The sequence below is a fragment of the Fluviicola sp. genome (assembly GCF_030151805.1).
Taxonomy (GTDB): domain Bacteria; phylum Bacteroidota; class Bacteroidia; order Flavobacteriales_D; family Crocinitomicaceae; genus Fluviicola.
This window is the reverse complement of the sequence record NZ_JASLCN010000216.1, coordinates 1-20,538: the sequence shown is the minus strand read 5'-3', so window position 1 is coordinate 20,538 and position 20,538 is coordinate 1. Positions and strand designations below refer to the sequence as shown.

Sequence of the window (20,538 nt, the reverse complement as noted above, 5' to 3'; positions counted from 1 at the left end):
TGATGATGTTACTTTTACAGAACCCTGATTGTAGTTACAGTCAGGGTTTTTGGTTATACTCTTTTTTGGGGATGTATTATGCTTCTGATAAGTTCGCTATTAGAATGCTTCACGTTACACGAAACGTGAGGCCGGTTCGCAATATTGGGAAAAGGGGGGAATAAGGAATAGCGGTGGTTCCCGGAACCAGAACTTAATCAATCAGGAAGTAACGCAAATGATCCATCAATTCTATAATGTCTTTAGCTTTCTTTACCTTCCGATACAATTGTGTACCATCCGAAAGACTGTCACTCAGATATTCCCAATAAGATTTCATTTTGCTTAACGCATAACCCCGATCCGGGTTGCAGGAAAGAAGACTTTCTTCCATGTGTTTGGAGAACTCCATGAGTTTGTTTCGATAAATCTCTCCCGAATCAACTGTTCCGAATTTGATTTCTTCAAAAATACCGGGATTGTTCATTGCTCCGCGTCCGATCATCCAGGATTGAATAGACTGAAACTTCTGATTCAGCTCATCAAATTCTTCTTTCGAGGTAATATCTCCGTTATAGGTCAGAGAGTGATTCGTTAAAGAGATACATTCCAGAAAACGTTCATGATCGCAAACACCGTTATACAATTGCTTGGCATAACGCGCATGAATGATAATCTCAGTAAGCGGATAATCATTTAATTTCGGTAAGATTTCAAGTATTTCTTCCGTAGTTTCGAGCCCCATTCTCATTTTGATCCCAAGTCGCAGTTTCGATTTGGGAATGATTTGGTCTAACAACTGGAATATTTCAGAAGGTTTGTTTAAAATTCCTGCACCAAGATTTCTGTTCGTAACCATCGGATACGGACAACCCATATTCCAATTGACTTCATCATATCCCAAAGAGTCGATGTAATCAGCCATGACGAAGAACTCCTCTGCGCTGCACGCCATCAATTGGGGAATCACAGCAATCTTCGGATTATTCTTCGGAAGAATATCAATTTTAGGAGCACTTTTTATCGTGCCGTCATTATTCATCTTCAGGTAAGGAGCGTAAAATTTATCCACTCCTCCGAAAACGGCTATGTGTGCATTTCGAAAATGATAATCGGTATATGTTTGCAAAGGCGCTAAGGCTAATTGCATGCGGTTTTAAGGATTTGAAACACTCACAGGAATAATTTTTCCATGGAAGTATTTTCCATTGTTTAACGTGAAATCCACAATAAATGCAGCAATTTCAGCCGGTTGGTGAGGAGCTTTATAACCCGGAAAGGCTTCTTCCATCATTTCTGTCTGAACTGCGCCTAAACACAAGCAATTAATTGCAATTCCGGATTGTTTGAATTCTTCAGCCAACAACTCCGTTAATGAAACAAGCGCGGCCTTTGAAGTCGAATACGCTGCAAGCCCCGGAAATTTGGAACTTCCCTGGAATCCTCCGATAGATGAGATCAAAACGATATGTCCGCCGGGCTTCATCTTAGGAATGCAAACTTGTGTAATTTCCATCACAGAAAGCACATTGACCTGGTAACATGTATGGATGTCTTCACGGGTCAACTCTAAAAACGGCTTTACAGCAATAAAACCGGCATTGTGAACAAGGTAATCAATCTGATCAATACCTGAAATGGCCTGCTCAAAATCCGATTTAATCGTCGGGCTCAATAAATCCAGGTGTATGTAATGAATCTTGTTTTCGGAACCGTTTGTAAGACTTCTCGCGAAACCATAAGTTTCCAAACCAAGTCCGGCAAATTGATGAACCAGCTCTTTACCGATTCCTCTGCTGGCTCCTATCACCAAAACATTTTTAGACATCAAAATCCAATTTTAAAACTTCACTTGTGGGATGCGCCTGACAAGTTAAAATATAGCCTTCTTTTACTTCTTCGTCAGTCAGAGCGTAATTGATTGTCATTTGAGCACTTCCTTCAACAATTTTTGCCTTGCAGGTACAACATACACCGCCACGACAAGAATAAGGAACATCCATTCCGGATTGATCCAAAGCATCCAGAATACTTTTTCCGTCTGTGCTTAACTCAATGCGTTGTACTTCACCGTCAAGAATAGCACTCACCTGGGAAATTCCTTTAAAACTTCCTACAACGGTTGTTTCTTCCTGTTTCATCAGAACCGGAGTTGTAAACAATTCGAAATGAATTTTCTCTTTGGAAATTCCGAAAACGCTCAATACTTCCTGGATTCCCATGATCATTTCTTCCGGTCCGCAGATGTAAAAACCATCAGCTCTCAACAGCGTTAATTCCGCTTTGATCAATTCACTTACGTGAAATTTGTCCAAACGACCTTCTGCATGTCCTTCCACCTTTTCCTGGCTGAAATAAAACGTAGAAGCTACATTCGAAAAGTTTTTGATCTCTTCAAAGAAGAAAGCAGTTTCCATTTTCGAATTTCCGTAGAACAAACGCATTTTTTGATTCGAACCGAGTGATTTTGCAAAAGACATAAATGGAGTAATTCCTCTTCCAGCAGCAAAACACACAATATTCGGAGCCTTGGGATCCAATTTGAAGTTTCCTAATGGAAAATCCAACTCGATCTGATCTCCTGCTTTTAATTCGTTTACGAGGTAATTCGAAACAAGTCCTTTATCAATCGCCTTCACAGCAATTGCCAGTTTGTCATCCGGACCGCTGCAAATAGAGTAAGAACGGGAATATTTCGTACCGTTTATGGTTGCGTGAACATTGACATATTGTCCTGGTTCATGAACAAACTGATTCTTTAAATCCTGTGGAATATCAAAGTGAATGCGGCTTCCAACGGAAGTAATTCGCTCATTATTTGCAACTGTTACAACTCCGGAACGCGCTTTTTTCGCGTCGCTTGAATTGGAATCTTTTTTGAATTTGGAAAATAAACCCATAATTAATCGTCAAATGATACTGTTAATTTTTCTGAGGTAGGATGCGCCTGGCAAGTGAGAATGTATCCTGCGTCAATTTCTTCTTTTTCGAGTGAGTAATTCACGTCCATGACAGCAGTTCCTTCCAGGATTTTAGCTTTACATGTACAACAAACACCACCTTTACAGGCAAAAGGCAAATCTGCTCCGGCCTGGTAACCTGCTTCTAAAACAGACGTTCCGGCGGTGTTCAGATCTACTTCGATCCGGTCTCCATCCAGGATAATCGTCACTTTTGCATGAACATTTTGCTCCGGCAGAACAACAACTTTCGCCCGGGAACCCGCAGTTTTCGTTCCGAACAATTCGAAATGAACCTGATTTTCTGCAACTCCGGAATTCATCATGGCCTTTTTCACTGCATGAATCATTTCTTCCGGACCACATGTGTAAACAGCGTCAATGTGTTCACCGCGAAGCAATGCTTTTACAATTAACTCCACTTTTTCCTGGTCGATCCGGCCTTTTTGCAAAGGATTCCCCAAACTTTCCCTGCTCAGTACATGAACCAACTGAAAGCGGTCGACATGCTTGTTTTTCAAGCCTGCAAGTTCTTCTCTGAAAATAATACTTGCAAAACCTTTATTACCATAAACAAGGGTCACGGTACTCATCGGTTCGTTTGCTAAAATCGTCTTTGCAATAGAAATGATCGGAGTAATTCCGCTACCGGCTGCAAAAAGCGCATAATTCTTAGCAGCAGCAGTTTCGGGAATTAATTGAAAATGCCCTGTCGGAGTCATGACTTCCAAAACTTCACCGGCTTGCAACTCAGTCGTCGCCCAGGAAGAAAACAATCCGTCATCCACCCGTTTCACGGCAACACGCAATTCACCATCAGAAGGAGTAGTGCAAATGGAATACGAGCGTCTCAACTCTTCTCCTGCAATGACCTTCTTAATCGTAATGTATTGACCGGAAATAAATTGATAGTCGGCCTTCAGTTCCGAAGGAATTTCAAATGCGATTGAAACCGTATCATTTGTTTCCTTTCGAACATCCCGGACAACCAAAGAATGAAATTTCGGAGTCATTTCTGTTTTTTGAATACAAAAATAGGATTTTATTCGTTGGAAGCCTTTATTATTGATGTTAACACTACTCCAATTTACTGAGCTGTTGTTATAAATCCATTTTTTTGAGGAAAAAGGTCTTTTTATACCTTTTAGTAACCATCATAAGCGAATTGTGAGACAAAATAAAGTCACTATCATTCGGATCTACATAATAATCTTCCTTGTCATTTATTTTTCTTTTATGTAATCCCACGATGAAGAATCCAATTTGTTTGTGGATGAAAAGTAATATGTAGTTCGTTAAAACATGATTCTAATTTATCAGAGTCATCGTCTTAATCCATTCGAAAGCAAACTGCTTTAAGGCTATTTGTATCTAAAGATCAATAAAAAATGTGAAAAATTTGTCTGGCTTAATTTTAGTTACTAACTTTCTTTCGTCACAAGTCAAAAAATATGACACAGATAACAGCGCTTACAGAGGGAGTTTTAATTCGGGTTTCTACTCAGTTCCGTGCAGATGTTTCTCAAACAGCCGAATCAAGTTATTTCTTTAGCTATCGGATTGATATCGAAAATCAAAATCAATTTACGGTGCAATTACTGCATCGTGACTGGTTTATTTTTGACTCATTGAATCCTACGATGCATGTGAGCGGAGAAGGAGTTGTGGGGCAGCAACCGATCCTCGAAGCAGGAGAATTATATCAATATACGAGTGGTTGTGAATTGAAATCTGAAATAGGTTCCATGCACGGATTCTACACGTTCAAAAACATGGAAACAGGGCAATTGTTTAAAGTAGACATTCCTGTTTTTCAATTGAATTTTCCGGGAAAACTCAATTAATCCCCTTCTTCAACCGAAGATTTCCTATTGATAAAACTAATTTCTTTCACTGTTGAAAGAGCGAGTAAATATGTCGAATAAGGATTTGAAAGGACCCTTACGCTGAAAGTGCCTGAAAACAAATGAGTGGAGCGGAAAAAGCGTTCGTTGTTTGAGCTGACGAAGGAGGCGAGTTTTGAATGCTTTCGCGAAACGATATGTAGTTTTCCAACTTTCGAGTACAGGTCTAGACCTTTTTGCTTACTTTTTGGGGCGATGCCAAAAAGTAAGACAATCAAATAAACGAGTTTGCATTATTCTTTTTTCAACCGGTTTAATTTTACCGCCAACAGGACCACTGTAATAAGTAATCCTCCTGAAATGATCAGTAACAGGTAAAACCAGAAAGACGATTCCTCGTTGATTTTCCGGATGTTTGTTTGCTCAAAATCGGTTTTCCAAACCTCATACTGAAGATTCGTTAATTCTTCATCCGTGGAATTTTGTTTCAATTTCAGATCAGATAGGATCCGAATCGCTTTTTCAAGACAAACTGTTGCTTCGTCGAAAGACTGGTTCGCTTTGTGGACTCGTGCCATAGCCAGTAATCCGTCTTTTTCTTCCTGCAGCAATTGATGCTCCTGCGCAAACCGGGCAGATTTTTCATACCAGGAAAGCGCCTGACCGTATTGATTGAGGTAAAAATGATAATCTCCGAGGTTATAATAACTTTCCGAAATCGACTTGACATCATTGATAGCCTCGCGAATGGTAAGTGCATCCAGGAAATAACGCCGTGCCCTGGAAGTGTCTCCCTGTTCAAAATACACAATTGCCAGGTTGTTTAAAGCATGAGCTTTGGGAGATTTTAAGTGTGTTTTCTCAGCAGCCTCAGCTGATAATCTGAAAAACTTTTCCGCGAGATCCAATTTTTGTGAAATCCGGTAAATATCACCCAAACGGGAATAAGCGCTGCTCAAACCGTGGTAGTTTTTCAATTGAATGGCTTTCGAAATGAAGGTTTTATAAGTCGCAATAGCTTCGGATTCCTTATTTTTTAACAGGTATGCTTCCGCCAAAGAAATCATTCCCGCTGTCGGATTTTTGGGATCGGGATTGTTTTCCGTGTAAGCGATTGCTTTTTTAACCCAAAGCATGGATGAATTTCCGTCTTCCAGTTTCCGGTATCCGGAAGCAATAATCCGGCATACCTGACTGAGTAGTTCCAGATCTCCGCGTTCCTGAAGCGCCTGAAGTGTTGATTTTGCCATGACAATTCCGTCGTTGATGCGCCCGGTCATAATGTAAAAAGAAGAAAGCGTGATTTTGCCGAATTCAATGGCCGGCTGATAATGATTGTCAATCCCGTAAAAGAACAAGATTTCGCCCACCATGCGGAGTGAATCCAACGATTCGAATTGATAATAGTCATGCAGCTCTTTTGCGGCTTCAACCCGCTCCGCTTCATTTCCGTTGGTAAGCAGCTTCCACTTTTGCCTGGTATTCAGAACCGTCGATTGTGCAACTGACTGAAAACAAAAAAGGAATGATAAAAGAATCACAGGAATAGCAGCCTTCATAAGTGTATCTGAATAATGGTTTTCTCAAACTTAAGAACAATATCATGAAAGTCCAACATAAGCTTTGATTCTTGTATGCCAACTCGAAGCATTATGCGTACATTTGTGTTGCAAAAAAGTATATTATGGCAAACGCGTTATTTACGGTCCCCAAAGCAATTAATGAACCGGTAAAAGCTTATGTTCCCGGAAGTGCTGAACATACAGCCTTGATTTCCGAATATAAAAAAATGTTGAATCAGGATCCGATTGAGATTCCGATGTATATCGGTTCGGAGTTGGTTCGTACGAATAATAAGAAACCTTTAGCTCCTCCTCACGATCACCAGAAATTGTTAGGACATTACAATCAGGGTGATGCATCTCATGTTGCTCAGGCAATCGATGCAGCAATGCAAGCGCGTGAAAAATGGGCAAATTTGCCATGGGAAGATCGTGCTGCGATTTTCCTGAAAGCAGCTGATTTATTGGCTGGGCCTTTCAGAAACAGAATGAATGCTGCAACCATGTTGGGGCAGTCAAAAAATGTAATGCAGGCTGAAATTGATGCTGCATGTGAGTTGATCGACTTTTTCCGTTTCAACGTTCAGTATTTGACTCAGATCTACAAAGATCAACCGGAATCTTTACCGGGAATGTGGAACCGATTGGAATACCGCTCCTTAGAAGGATTCGTATTCGCATTGACTCCGTTTAACTTTACATCCATTGCTGCGAACCTGTGTGCTGCGCCTGCAATGATGGGGAACGTGGTTGTGTGGAAACCGGCTGCAACTCAAATGTATTCTGCGCAGGTGATCATGGAAGTGTTCAGAGCGGCAGGAGTTCCGGACGGAGTAATCAATATGGTTTCAGTAAGCGGCCAGGCTGCAGGTGAAGTCATTTTTAAAAGCAAACATTTTGCAGGATTGCATTTCACAGGATCTACTGGCGTATTCCGCCAGTTGTGGAAAGACATCGCAAACAATATCGAGAATTTCAGAACATATCCGCGTATCGTAGGTGAAACAGGAGGAAAGGATTTCGTAATGGTTCATAAGTCTGCAAATGCAGCTGAAGTAGCTACAGCTTTATCCCGTGGAGCATTCGAATTCCAGGGACAGAAATGTTCTGCTGCTTCCCGTGCCTACATTCCTTCCAACTTGTGGAGTGATGTGAAAGAAATTTTGGTGAAGCAGGTACAATCATTCAAAATCGGATCTCCGGAAGATTCTTCAAACTTCATCAATGCGGTGATCGACGAAAAAGCATTCGATAAAATTGCTGAATACATCGACTATGCAAAAGGACAATCCGATGCTGAAATCGTTGTTGGAGGTTCTTACGATAAATCAAAAGGATATTTCATTGATCCGACTGTGATCGTAACAAGCAATCCGCAATTCAAAACATTGGTCGAGGAAATTTTCGGACCGGTATTAACGATCTATGTTTACCCTGAAAACGAATACGAAGAAACATTGAAACTGGTAGACGGAACTTCCGAATACGCTTTGACAGGATCAATCATGTCGAACGATCGTTATGCAATCCAAACAGCGACAAAAGCGTTGGAAAATGCAGCAGGAAACTTCTATATCAATGACAAACCAACAGGAGCAGTTGTAGGACAGCAGCCTTTCGGAGGAGCAAGAGGTTCCGGAACAAACGACAAAGCAGGAGCATCCATGAACTTGTTACGTTGGGTTTCTGCAAGAACGATCAAAGAAACATTCGTTCCACCAACAGATTACAAATATCCGTTCTTAGGATAAGCGATATTTATAGTACTTTTAAGGGCATTCGTCAATTGACGGATGCCCTTTTTTATTAAATCATCTGAATCATGGATTTCGAAAAGAACTATCACATCACACAATTGCCCGGAGAAATAGTGAAAGCAATGTGGACACGAGGATATAAAAACATTGATTTATATTACCGGGATAAGCTGATCTGTTCACACGACGGAGTAGGAGCATTGAATAAAGGAGTTAAATATACCACCAATGAGTTGGGAGTAATCGAATTGAAATTATCATCCGGAAAGCCGATTACCCTTGACATCATTATTGATGGTTATCATTGTGTAAACAACACGTCTCATCCTGCGAAACAATTGAAAGGTGCAAGCGCTTTTTTCTGGATGATAGCTGTGTTTGCTGTCGCTGTGAGTTTGTTGGAGGGCCTCCAGCTGAGCCATGTCTTTTCACTGGACGTGATTGTTTCCGTAATCAATATGCTGACGGTTGCAGCTTATTTTGTTGCAGCTATTTACACAAACAAATCGAAACCCTGGGCATTTTATTTAGGATTTTCAGTGTTCAGCTTCTGGACTGTAATTGGATTATTAACGATCCTGTCCTTAAACTTCGTCTTTATTATCGGATTCATTGTTCGCCTGGTAATTCTTTATTTCCTGATCACGAATATCAAATATGCAGTCGGAACCGCAAAACACAACAAGTTCTTGAGCAGAGGTTTTTCCAGTGAAGATTTACTGGACGAACAAATCTGATTTCGTTTGAACTTTTCTACTTTTGAACTTTCGTAACTACCAAAGCGAAGGATTATTCAAACGATCATCCAGATTGAACCGCAGGAATACTTCAAATCCACCGCGGGACTTTGAAACCGGCGTAAGCCGCGACAAATTGAAATCATACGCCATTCCAAGTGTGAATTGATGGTATTGGAAATATCCTTTCGCAATGAACGCATCTTTGTAGCGGCTGAAAATTCCCAGCGCCAACGCCACAGGTTTAATCGAACCGGTCATATGCGAAGCTTCCCGGATGTTGTATCTCAAATAAGTTCCGAATAGGATTTCCGAATACTTAGCTTGCATTTGCACATAAACAGCCGGTTGAACAGCTAGTTGTGTGGTCGGAAGAGTGAAAGAACTGTTGATGAATCCTGAGATCCGCATGCTGAGTTTGTCGTCCGGAAGATGAATAAAGGACGAAGAGGGCTGATTGGCATGATAAGCTGCCAGCCCGACGTTGATGTGATTATTGGCGTTGTGATTGACCGAATAGCGCATTTTCCGGTAAGTATATACGAGCCCTGCTCCGGCATCCATAAACGTATGATTGTAGGAACCAAAACTTTCGCCGCTGGCAATGCCCGGATTAATGGAGTTCCCGTCAAACTGACTGGCCCAGTTTCCCCTGTTCGGATCCACCATCCGCTGATTCATTCCGCCGTAAATCCCGATTCTGAAAACACTGTAACGACCCATTTTGATGTGATAAGCCAGGTCGAGATTAAACTGGTTCGTCGTTACTTTTAAATCTCCCGCAACGTCGTTGAAGAAATTCAATCCCAAAGCCAGGAAACTGTTTTTATCCGAATCACGGCGCTGCAGGCGAATATCGAAAGAAGCCGCAATGGTTTGATAAGGCGAAGCAATACTGTTCCATTGATTGCGGTAATTGGCAATAATCTGCATCTGGGAAAAAGCTCCTGTCAAAGCTGGATTCAAAAGCATCGGGGCATATTCACTTTGGGCAAAATGAGTGTCCTGGGCAAAACCATTTTTTGCGGAAAAGCCGAACACAATTAAAAGAAAGAATGTTACTCTTCTCATTTTAGCGGATTAAAGTGACGTTTCCGGATTTTTTAACATCTTTACCATTGACCAGTTTCATATCCAGGCGATAAAAATAAACTCCTGTATTCTGCGCTTTTCCTTTAAACGTTCCGTCCCAGGATAATTCCGTTGATTGCGTTTCGAAAACCTGTTCTCCCCAGCGATTAAAGATCAGAAGCTGATACGTTTCAAGGCAAGGCAATGTTCCCAGTAAACCAAAGGTGTTGTTTGCTTCCGGACCACTGTTATTGGGTGAAAACACATTCGGAAGAGTCAGATTATCACAATCGACAAAAACCTGGATCACAACCGTGTCGGTACCGGTGCAGCCGTTCGGGTTGGAGCCCGTTACGATATAAGTCTGCGAAGACGAAGGAGTACAAACCGGTGCATCGCAATTGGTACAGGATAAAAATTGATTGGGAGTCCACTCATAATTGGTTGCGCCACTCACACTGAAGGGAATTTCAGTACCGATATTCACACTCATGGAATTCGGAGTGGCTTCTACTGCCAAACTTCCCGAAGTATCCAGAAAGAACGTATCACTAAGTAAACAACCGTTCGCATCCAGAATATTCAGCGCATAATTTCCCGAAGGAATTCCTGAAATAGCATTGGAATCGTTGCTCAGTTCCGGCCAGTAATACTTGTAAGGTCCCGCCCCGCCGGATGCAGTTACAGTGATGCTTCCTTCGGAAATTTCAGAACAGTCAACCGGAATCATGGTTGAATTGTAAATCAGTTCATCCGGTTGCGTGATGGTAAATGTATCTGAGGCAAGACATCCGTGATCATCTGTTACGTCTATGTAATAAATTCCCTGCGGAATATTCGCCAGGTTTTGACTGGTCGAAGCTCCGGAATTCCAGTTGAAAGAATAAGGAGCTGTGCCACCGCTGATCGTGAGTGAAATGGCTCCGCTTTCATCTCCGAAACAACGCACATTTCTCCATTCAATGACATCAATATTCGGGATATTGGCGCTTGCTTCCACGTAAACTGCAATGGTGGAAGTGGCAGTTTGCGGAGCACAGCCGTTGTTGCTGGTAACAGTTAATGTCAGCGTTACGGTATTTCCTAAATCTCCCGGTCCGGCAGTATAGCTGGGGGAATTGGTATTTCCGTTTGAAATCGTTCCTGTTCCGTTATGTGTCCACAAAGAGGTTCCGTTTTGAGTCGTCACTCCCTGAATCATTTTTGTTGCTCCCGGACAAAGTGTATCGTAATAATCGCTTATTTGAATAGATGGTGGCCCGTCGATGACAAAAGTAAATGTGGCAGAATTACTTTCCGGAATACAGGCATTGTTGCTCACTACATTCATGGTGAGAGTAACGACATGTCCTGCCTCAACTGCAGAAGGAAAGTAAGTCGGAGTAGTGCTTGTCGGATCGGAAATAACTCCCAAACCATTTCCTGTCCAGCTAATCGTACCGTTGCTTGCACTTGCTCCGGAAACAATTCCACTTCCATTGGAACAGATAGTTGCAGTGCCTCCGGCGTTCGCAGAAGGAAGAGGATCAATGGTTATCGTGTAACTTGCAGATGCGGCTTGTGGCGCACAACTATTGTTACTTGTAACGGTCAATGTAACGAGGATTGGGTTTCCGACATCAGATGCGACAGGATAATAAACAGGACCGAGTGTTGTCGGGTTTGCCAATGTTCCGCCTCCATTGTGTGTCCAGCTGATTGTACCGTAAGTTGCGGTTGCTCCGGTTACCGGAGCGGGAGAGGTTACACAGACAGTTGTGCTTCCTCCTGCCAAAGCAACAGGGGCGTGCTGAATATTTAAATTGAATTGATTACTTATAACGGTCGGAGAACAGGCATTGTTGCTGGTAACATGTAAAGTCAATATGACGGTGTTTCCTCCATCAGATATACCGGGAATATAAATGGGAGAATTGCTCGTTCCGTTTATAAGAGTCCCGGATCCGTTGTGAGTCCAGTTCGCTGTTCCATAATTAAAAGAAGCTCCCGTAACAGAAAAAGGAGTGCTTTCGCAAATCGTCGTACTTCCGGGAACTACAGCTGTAGGCAAGTGATTGACATAAATAGTGTAAGAAGCAGTTACAGAAGATGGGGCACAGGCATTATTGCTGGAAACGGTCAATGTCAGAATCACTGTATTTCCTGCATCGAGGGTTGTTGGAGTGTAAACAGGATTTAAGCTTGCTGTATTGGTCAGGCTTCCGTTTCCGTTGTGCGTCCAGGAATACGTTCCGTTAGAAGCACTGACACCTGAAACCGTGGCTGCTGAATTCGAGCAAATTGTAGCAGAACTTGAAACAGTTGCTGTTGGCAATCCCTGAACGGTAATTGAAAAATCAGCACTTGCGGTTGCAGGAGCACAGGCATTGTTACTTGTCACAGTCATGATCAGCGTAACAATATTTCCCAAATCTCCGGCTGCAGGATGATAAGTCGGATTGATGGCAGAAGAATTGGTGAGAGTTCCCGTTCCGTTGTGACTCCAGCTGATGGTTCCGTAATTTGCAGTGGCTCCGGAAACTGTAATCGGACTGTTTTGGCAAACTGTTGCTGTTCCCCCGGAAATTGCTTCCGGAAGCGGAACAATGTTTAGAATGTGAAAAGATTGAGCAGTTCCCGGTGCGCAGGCAGTATTACTGGTAACGGTGAGCGTTAAAACAACGGTGTTTCCATTGTCTGCAGGGCCAGGTGTATAAGTCGGCGATTCGGTCGTTGCATTGGTCAATGTTCCCGATCCGTTATGAGTCCACAGAACATTCCCGAATGAAGCATTGGCACTTGTAACCGTGAAACTTGAAGTAGAACAAATCGAATTGCTTGCTCCATCCTGTGCGATCGGATTTCCTTCAACAATCACAAAATAACTGGCTTGCGCCGAAGCAGGCGCACAGGAATTATTACTGGTAGTTGTAAGTGTTAGAACGACGGTATTTCCCGCATCGAAAGAAGAAGGAGTATAAGAAGGAGTTAAGGTATTTCCGTTTGAAAGCGTTCCTGATCCGTTATGAGTCCATGAAATAGTTCCGTTTGCAGAAGACGCTCCGCTGACTGTTGCAGAACTGTTAACGCAGATTACAGAAGTTCCTCCTGCGCTCGCCAATGGTGCTTGTTGCACGGTAATGACGGATTGAGCCGTGTTCGAACATCCGATATCATCCGTTACGGTCAGAGAATAAGTTCCGGAATTACCTGAACTGGCGTTGTTGATAGATACATTCGGGCTGCTGCTGGAAAAGCTGTTTGGGCCGGTCCAGTTGAAAGACAAGTTGTTTCCCGTTCCGCCTCCGGTTAATTGAATGTTTCCACCCTGACAGATAATTCCTGTTGGAGCTGTGCTGGCTGTAACGGTATTCAGGGTATAAGATCCCGGAGTGAAATTCACACAGATCGAATTGTTCGGATCAGTGACCAGGTTGTTGAACAAGGTTTTTGCAGGAGTCCAGGTGCCGGATGCCCCGCTTGTATATTGCGCCCCGGTTGGAGAAAAACATTCGTAGATAACGTGATAACTGAAATTTCCCGTAACAGGAAGCACAAAGGTGTTGTTCGGATAGTAAGTGACCGGAGCAGAAAAAGTAATGGTTGCCCGAACGGGAATAGCATTATTTACAACATAGGTACTTGAAATGTTTCGGTAGCGGTAAGAAGTCGTTCCGGTATAAACAATGGTTCCGGAAGCAAGATTTGAACTTCCGGCATTGTAAACCAGGTTGGTCATCCCGGAACAAGATCCTCCGGATGGTGCCGGATTGAATCCGTTGATCGCGCCGAACAAGGTATCGTTAATGGTGAAAGCGTAGCAATTGGTATTGAAAGCAGGCCACGAAGAATTCGAATGAGTAACTGTTTGTCCGCCGCTTAAAGCATAAGCAAATGGTGTGGCAGAACTGGTTGTAATGTTGGTTCCCGGAGGAGGTGAAGCTGGCGTTTGACCAAATGAAAATTGATACAGACACGAGTAAAAAATCAGCGGCAAGAAACTTAATCTAATCATGGATTGAAAAAATAAAGTTTAAAACGCGGGTGGAAAAAGAGGGAATCTGACGGATTATTTGCACTGATTACAAGCTCTTGTGATAATGCACAGAGCAGAATATCAATAACTTGCAAATTGGTAAGATTCGTCTTCATAAATGTGCAGCCGATCAATTAATCGGCGCAAAGGTACACATTAATGAAAATAAACAGTTGAGAATCTACTAGTTGAATGTGGTAAGCCACGAACCATAAACCACAAATAACACATTGGGCGAGTCGTGTTCATTTCTTGACTTATTTCAGTGTTTTTACATCAAAAAGGAATGTCGAACCTATGAGATTCGACATTCCGGGTTGGTTGTTGGATATATTTTGATTACACAATCAAAATGGGGTTGTTATTGGATGCTGATATAATCTTGCAATGCACTGTAGTTTGAAGAGAAGGTAAAAGTGTCGCGCAGCAGGAAGTAATTTCCTTTGTCGGAACACGCGCTGTAAGCTGCTTTTGCCCAATCCAAACGGTTTGTGTCGAAGGTAAAAGTTGCCGCGATCTCTTTAATCTGGCTTGCAGTCAAATTCGTTTTAGAAGCATATACTTTTGCGTTTTGCAAGCGATTGCTGTCGAAACTCTCTGCTTTCAGACTGCCTACAAACTGGCTGAAATAAACCGCATTGGTATTTGGAGCAGGATAGTAACCACCATTTCCTCCGTTCGGATAGTTGGGGTAAGTAGTCCCGCAGTGATTTCCATGACCATAGTTGCCGTTTCCTGTATTTCCATAGTTAATTGTTCCTACGTTTCCACCTGTTCCGGTCCAGCCGCCGTTGTTATTTGTTACAATCGGGTTGTTTCCCGTAATGGTCATGTTTCCGTAAGCGTCCAGTTCCGCAATCACCTGGTATCCATCCGGAATCTGCAGGTTGTTTTTGAAAATGACCTGTCCGTTGTATTTGTCAACCACTTTTACCTGTGTGTTTCCGCCAATCAGGTTATAAAACTGGTACGTGTTGTAATTGTTTGTCTGCGTTTGGTTTGAAGCGCTAACAATGTGCTGCCCGTTTCTGTTTACCCGCAAGATTAATTCAGAACCATGTGCGAGTGTACTGCCGATTAGTACGAGTGCGAATGTGAAGTATAAGTTTTTCATGACTTTGAATTTTATAAAGAGCAACCAATAAAATTCGTGCCAAAAAATGCAAAAAAAAGCCGTCAGACTAAAAAAAGTTGACGGCTCATTGATAATGTCTTGATTTTTATCTGTTTATCATAACAGGCATTACCAACATTAAAATGTCTTCGTGCTCGTTATCGGAAGTATTCGGCATTAATAAACCAGCTCTGCTTGGCTCGCTCATCGCAATTTTCACTTCAGAAGCGTCGATGTTATTCAACATTTCCATCAGGAAACGGCTGTTGAATGCAATTTCGATGTCTGTTCCGTCGTAGTTACAAGTCAAACGCTCGTTTGCCTCGTTTGAGAAATCCAGGTCTTCTGCAGAAATGTTCAATTCGCTTCCTGCAATTTTTAGTTTTACCTGGTGCGTTGTTTTGTTTGCGAAAATGGAAACACGCTTGATTGCTCCTAAGAACTGCAAACGATCCACGATCAGGATATTCGGGTTTTCTTTTGGAATAACCGCTTCGTAATTCGGGTATTTCCCGTCGATCAAACGACACATCAAAACGATATCGTTGAAAGTGAAAATAGCATTGGAATCAGTGTATTCAACCTGAACTTCTTCATCACCTCTCAAATTTGATTTCAACAAATTCAAGGGTTTTTTCGGAAGGATGAAAGCAGATCCACCTGTTGCCTGACCGTCTGTTCTTCTGTATCGAACCAATTTATGTGCATCCGTTGCAACGAATGTAATATCGGAAGGACTGAACTGGCAATACATACCGCTCATTACCGGGCGCAAATCATCATTTCCTGCTGCAAAAAGCGTTTTGTTGATTGCGCTGGAAATAATCTCACCTGAAATACGGATGCTTGTACTGTTTTCAATTCCGGGAGTTTTCGGAAATTCCTCTCCGTTGAATCCGACCATCTTTGATTTACCGTTATCGTAAACGATCTCCACTCCAAATGAAGCAGGGTCGATTTTGAACGTACAAGGTTGATCCGGAAGATTCTTCAATACATCCAAAAGCATTTTAGCCGGAATTGCCACCTTGCCGGAATCCGTTGCCTCAACTTCCATAGTTGTTTGCATGGTTGTCTCCAAATCGGAAGCAGAGATAATTAACTGACTGTCCGAGATGTTAAACAAGAAGTTGTCAAGGATCGGTAAAGTATTACTGGTGCTTAAAACACCACTGATACTTTGAAGATGACGGAGCAAATTCGTACTGGATACGATAAAATTCATACAATTGGTTATTTACGATAGCAAATATATCAATTTTACCCCGTGGAATGTGTCACGGGGTAACTCTTTTAAAGACAGTTTTCAACGAGATATTAACTTTAAAGAATATCCCGGAAGGTTAACGGGAATGATTTTTTGTCCCGAACAAAAGGCTTCATGATTATTCAAATGTTCAAATGGATTTTCCTTCAACAACTTTTGACTTTTCATTTACCCATTCTCCATTGAACCCTTTATCGCTTTCCATTGCTTTGAACATGATCATACCTGTTCGGGTTAAAATAGATGTGCCCCATGAGGATCGGGTTAAACGAGAAGTATTGACATTTAACAATCTGACCACTTGGGAGTTCACACCAGAATCTGTTAATATCATAGGGAGACTCATCACCAAAATCGTCCACTTCCGGACCGTTTTCTGATTTTCGTCTGAACATCTTCAATTTGGTTTTTTCACCCTTCGTTGTCCGAACGTTCATAATGCAGAACGGCTTTGAACTTTTTAAGCTGTCTAATTGCTTGTCGCTCAATTCGTAATTCGGATTTTCGAAATTGATACGCTTAAAGTTCAATAAGTAACGATACACCATGTTGGTATCCAACGTTGTCAGGTATTTACCTCCGTATTTCACCAGGTAATCCTGCTTGATTTTGCGTACTTCAAAGCTTCTGTCGGGTCTTTCCGTGAATTTCACGTTCACTTCCGCAATATCTTCCATTTGGTAGGCAAAAATGCCTGAACACTGCCATTTTCTGGCATCCGCAAAGAAACGCGGCTCGATGATTCCTTTCAAACCTTTGATTTCCGCAATCACCGGTAAATCACTTTTTCCTGCTTCGGATGATTCTACCAGCATATATGTTCCGTGGTGATCAGATGTTGATCCGCCGATATACCAGGTTTTACTCCAGTCTCCGTTTTGGAAATACTGAACTTTTATCCCGATCGTCGACATACGGTTAATGACCGTTTTTACAGAGTTTTCAGGAACATATCCTTTGAAACGAACATTGAAAAGGGCGTCCAGGATATTGGAAACCAATACCGGTTGAACACATTCTCCTTTACCGCCAGTCCATCCGCCCGGAGTTCTAAGCAAGGTCATTTCCATTCCATTCGGCTCCGTAATAATAATTTTATCCACGGAAGCGGTATCCTTAATGTCAAAGTTGAATGCTGCAAGATTTTCATCCGACTTCCCTTTTTTACTCATCAGACGAGCAGTAAAAATTCCCAATCCCACCAATAGTGCGATTCCTAAAACGATGATAATAATTCTTTTCATATGACTAAGAACGTGCGTAACGGCGTCTACGTAAGTAGAATAATAAAATTGCCAGTAAAATAATTAAAAGTGAAGGCAGGGCAACGTTGATCAGGATGTATTTCATCCGTTGGTTTTTTACTTTTTCCTTGTCTATCGGGTGAATGTCGATTTGCTTGCTTCGGATGTCCAGAACGGAATTGTCGCCCATCATGTAATCGACGATATTCTGGAAAAACTCCTGGTTTCCGTAAATCAAAGGCTGCATGCGCATTTGAGCCATTACTTCGTCGTATCTCAGGTTGTTGAATGAAATCGGACGATACATCATTTTCCCGGTTTTGCTCGGCATGGAATCGTAATAGTTTGCAATGAACGAACCGTTTGTTACCACCAATACTTTTCCTTCCTCCTTACTCGAAGTAATGAAACCTGATTCCGGATTTTTACTGAACTCGTCAATCAGACGGTTCTTGAAGTGAGAATCAAAACGCCCTTCAGACATTCCGGCAACACAAATTTTGTTTGCTTCTGAAGTCGGATTATCAGCCAAAACAGGGACTTTTCCATAATTCATCGGCATTGCCAGACTAAGCATTGGTGCCATCACGGAAACACGTGAATTCGTAGAACTTGTTAAAATCGGTGATACCAGGCGCTTATCTCCCGGAATCAGTTGAATTTGCGATACATATCGGAGCATGACAGGTTCAATGTTGCGGGCAATCGGATGTTTTGTAGGCGTTGCGGCGACGTAAAAGAACCATGGAAGAAGACTTTGCTTGGCAAAAGGTGTCTGAATCGGTGCACAACGAACATCCATGACGTAGTTGTCGTTTGTTTTGATTCCGTAGTCAAAAAGGAGCTTGTCGAGCCCGAGATTGGTTCGGACCGTGCTCGTCATTCCTGTCCGATTCAATGAATCCTGCGGGAAAGTCAGTTTGTCGAAGAAACACATCAATCTTCCTCCGCGCATTACAAACTGGTCAATGATGTACAAATCTTTGTCTGTGTATGCTGTTCGCGGCCGGGCAATAATCACACCGGTAAATCCGTCCAGTGCCTTCAGGGAGTCATTTAAATTCAAATCCTCGATTGAATAATATGGCTCTAGTAAGGTTCTTACACGCTGTGTTTCAGGAAAACCAAGTTCTCCGTGACCTCCAAGAAAGGCAATACGCGGTTTTTGCTTTTGGATTGTTCGTCTCAACGCTGAAATAAGCATGTATTCCAGGTTGTTGATGGAATTCTGAATCGTTGTTTCGGAGAACTCTTTAGATAATTGAGCCGGCTGTCCTTGAGGAGAACCCGGAAGCAGCTGAATGTAATTTTTGGTGAATCCGTCGTATTCGATTTCAGCTCCCGGCCAAAGAATCATTTGAGACTGAGAACCATCTTTCTGATACACGATTTCCAGCGGAACAATTCCTTTTCCCTTGTTGTAAAGGATTTGAAAAAGAGCATCTTTCTCCGCTTCCGTTCCCTCCAAAGGATCAATAAATTGAAACTCGATGCGGTCTCCAGCAATCTCTTTGAATTCTTCCAGTTTATCCTCAACTGCGTTTCTGAATCGCTTGATCTCAGCAGGAAGCTTTCCTTCAAGGTAAATTTTCAGGAACAAACGGTTTCCTTTTTTCTTTGTTTTGGAAGAGACGCTCGTGTTCATTTTTTCCAGAAACTCAATAGAACCTGAAGAAAGCGAATAACGCTCATCCTCCGTCATATCAATTCGGGAGTAAAGAAATGTTCCGATAATATTCAGAAAGACCACCACTCCTACAATGATTGCAAGAAGGATCCAGTTATAAAGTTTTTTAATTTTTCCAGTATTTTCAGCCATCGGATTAACGTTTCAAAGATTTAACAACAGTGAGCGTTGCAGCTAAAAAGATTGCAATCATCCCGAAAAAGTAAATGAGATCGCCTGTGTCGATTACCCCTTTCATAATGCTTTTGTAGTGAGAAGTCAATCCGATGTATTGGAACACAATATCAAAGTCGCCCATCAGGTTAAAGGAACCCAATAACTCAAATCCGTCGTAAAACAACCAGCAAAGAAACATGGCCACGATAAAGGCTACAATCTGGTTGCTGGTAACGGATGATGAAAAAATTCCGATGGCAATGAACGTTGCTCCCAATAAGATCAATCCGAGATAGGACGTAAAAGTAGCTCCTTCATCAATGACTGATTTTGCAATCCCGTTATCATCAAAAGCATCAGCCCCCAAATGCACCATGCTATAGTAATAAATCAGCGTCGGCAAAAGCGAAATGATCAATAAAGTCACTCCGGCCAGGTACTTCGCCATTATGATCTGGAAATCGGTAATCGGTCGTGTGAAAAGCAATTCAATGGTTCCTGTTTTGCGCTCTTCGGCAATCATCCGCATCGTAATGGCAGGAATAAGGATTAAAAAAATCACGGGAGACAGGTTGAAAAAGGGAATCAAATCCACCTCTTCACCATTCAGCAGGTTCGTGTCTTCAGATACAACCCAGTGAAAAATCCCTGAAGTAATCAGGAAGATAACGATGAAAATGTACCCGATGATCGAGCCTAAAAAACTCCTGATCTCTTTCCAGTAAAGTGCTTTCATATACTATTTAAGTTCGGCAAAAATAAGAACAAAATTGAGAAATTACCTATTTGTTCGAGTAGGTATAAACGTTTAATTCGTAGGATGGTTGGGTAAAAATGGTCCATCTTCAAAATAGGTTTCAACACTCCATGCTTCCGGCTTTCCGCCAAACCACGGTTTGATCGTAGACCACACTCCACCGAACAATTCCGAATCCCGGTACGCATTTAACGCATTTTCATCCTTCCAGTTACTGTAAGTGAATACAATATGCGGATGACGGATGTCTTGCATTAAGCGCATGCCGTAGCAATTTTCGAATGTACTTACACGGGTATTGATAGTGTCAAAATAAGCGAGGAAGTCAGCAATTTTCTCTTCCTGGAATGTCAGTTTAACAATTCGCGTCAGCATGTGTGATGATTTT

The 20,538-nt window shown here is 42.1% G+C and carries 16 protein-coding genes; 3 read left to right on the top strand and 13 right to left on the bottom strand.

Annotation, left to right across the window (positions count from 1 at the left end):
• Positions 1-193 precede the first annotated feature (193 nt).
• The 4 genes from Q1V93_RS08220 to paaE are packed head-to-tail and all read right to left on the bottom strand — an operon-like array spanning position 194 to position 3,952.
• A complete protein-coding gene (locus Q1V93_RS08220; RefSeq protein ID WP_300663643.1) occupies positions 194-1,129 on the bottom strand; it encodes a tRNA-dihydrouridine synthase family protein in 936 nt (311 codons plus the stop codon).
• A 6-nt stretch (positions 1,130-1,135) separates the two neighbouring features.
• Positions 1,136-1,807 (bottom strand): SDR family oxidoreductase, encoded by a 672-nt coding sequence (locus Q1V93_RS08215; protein WP_300663641.1) that lies wholly within the window; start codon positions 1,805-1,807, stop codon positions 1,136-1,138.
• Entirely contained in the window at positions 1,800-2,879 is a 1,080-nt protein-coding gene (locus Q1V93_RS08210; protein ID WP_300663639.1) for a 2Fe-2S iron-sulfur cluster-binding protein, read from the bottom strand. Before Q1V93_RS08210 ends, Q1V93_RS08215 begins: the two co-directional genes overlap by 8 nt.
• A gap of 2 nt (positions 2,880-2,881) precedes the next feature.
• Positions 2,882-3,952, bottom strand: coding sequence for a 1,2-phenylacetyl-CoA epoxidase subunit PaaE (gene paaE, locus Q1V93_RS08205; RefSeq protein ID WP_300663637.1), 1,071 nt, complete (start codon positions 3,950-3,952; stop codon positions 2,882-2,884).
• 438 nt (positions 3,953-4,390) lie between these two features.
• Between paaE and apaG the strand changes: the two genes are divergently transcribed.
• Positions 4,391-4,783, top strand: coding sequence for a Co2+/Mg2+ efflux protein ApaG (apaG, locus tag Q1V93_RS08200; protein ID WP_300663635.1), 393 nt, complete (start codon positions 4,391-4,393; stop codon positions 4,781-4,783).
• A 293-nt stretch (positions 4,784-5,076) separates the two neighbouring features.
• Here the strand turns inward: apaG and Q1V93_RS08195 are convergent, their stop codons facing one another.
• Positions 5,077-6,342: a tetratricopeptide repeat protein gene (locus Q1V93_RS08195; RefSeq protein ID WP_300663633.1), complete on the bottom strand. Its 1,266-nt coding sequence runs from the start codon at positions 6,340-6,342 to the stop codon at positions 5,077-5,079.
• 125 nt (positions 6,343-6,467) lie between these two features.
• Here Q1V93_RS08195 and pruA point away from each other — a divergent pair, with 125 nt between their 5' ends.
• Positions 6,468-8,096 (top strand): L-glutamate gamma-semialdehyde dehydrogenase, encoded by a 1,629-nt coding sequence (gene pruA / locus Q1V93_RS08190; RefSeq protein ID WP_300663631.1) that lies wholly within the window; start codon positions 6,468-6,470, stop codon positions 8,094-8,096.
• Between the two features lie 71 nt (positions 8,097-8,167).
• Positions 8,168-8,839, top strand: a complete 672-nt coding sequence (locus Q1V93_RS08185) for a hypothetical protein (RefSeq protein ID WP_300663629.1) — start codon at positions 8,168-8,170, stop codon at positions 8,837-8,839.
• Positions 8,840-8,875: 36 nt separating this feature from the next.
• Here Q1V93_RS08185 and Q1V93_RS08180 read toward each other — a convergent pair whose 3' ends face one another.
• From Q1V93_RS08180 to Q1V93_RS08145, 8 genes are all read right to left on the bottom strand, one after another.
• Positions 8,876-9,910 carry a PorP/SprF family type IX secretion system membrane protein gene (locus Q1V93_RS08180; protein ID WP_300663627.1) on the bottom strand — a complete coding sequence of 345 codons (1,035 nt, stop codon included), beginning with the start codon at positions 9,908-9,910 and terminating at the stop codon, positions 8,876-8,878.
• Position 9,911: 1 nt separating this feature from the next.
• On the bottom strand, positions 9,912-13,904 hold the full coding sequence (locus Q1V93_RS08175) for a gliding motility-associated C-terminal domain-containing protein (RefSeq protein ID WP_300663625.1): 3,993 nt from the start codon (positions 13,902-13,904) through the stop codon (positions 9,912-9,914).
• Positions 13,905-14,286: 382 nt separating this feature from the next.
• The gene (locus tag Q1V93_RS08170) at positions 14,287-15,039 is read right to left on the bottom strand and encodes a DUF4476 domain-containing protein (RefSeq protein ID WP_300663623.1); all 753 of its coding nucleotides are present in this window, start codon (positions 15,037-15,039) and stop codon (positions 14,287-14,289) included.
• Positions 15,040-15,145: 106 nt separating this feature from the next.
• Entirely contained in the window at positions 15,146-16,264 is a 1,119-nt protein-coding gene (gene dnaN, locus Q1V93_RS08165; RefSeq protein ID WP_300663621.1) for a DNA polymerase III subunit beta, read from the bottom strand.
• A 233-nt stretch (positions 16,265-16,497) separates the two neighbouring features.
• Positions 16,498-17,550 (bottom strand): hypothetical protein, encoded by a 1,053-nt coding sequence (locus Q1V93_RS08160; RefSeq protein ID WP_300663619.1) that lies wholly within the window; start codon positions 17,548-17,550, stop codon positions 16,498-16,500.
• A 4-nt stretch (positions 17,551-17,554) separates the two neighbouring features.
• Complete coding sequence (locus Q1V93_RS08155; protein ID WP_300663617.1) at positions 17,555-19,369, bottom strand: Gldg family protein; 1,815 nt, start codon at positions 19,367-19,369, stop codon at positions 17,555-17,557.
• A 4-nt stretch (positions 19,370-19,373) separates the two neighbouring features.
• Entirely contained in the window at positions 19,374-20,129 is a 756-nt protein-coding gene (locus tag Q1V93_RS08150; RefSeq protein ID WP_300663615.1) for an ABC transporter permease, read from the bottom strand.
• Between the two features lie 72 nt (positions 20,130-20,201).
• Positions 20,202-20,538, bottom strand: a 337-nt coding sequence (locus tag Q1V93_RS08145) for an antibiotic biosynthesis monooxygenase family protein (protein WP_300663613.1), incomplete at its 5' end; no start/stop codon positions are given.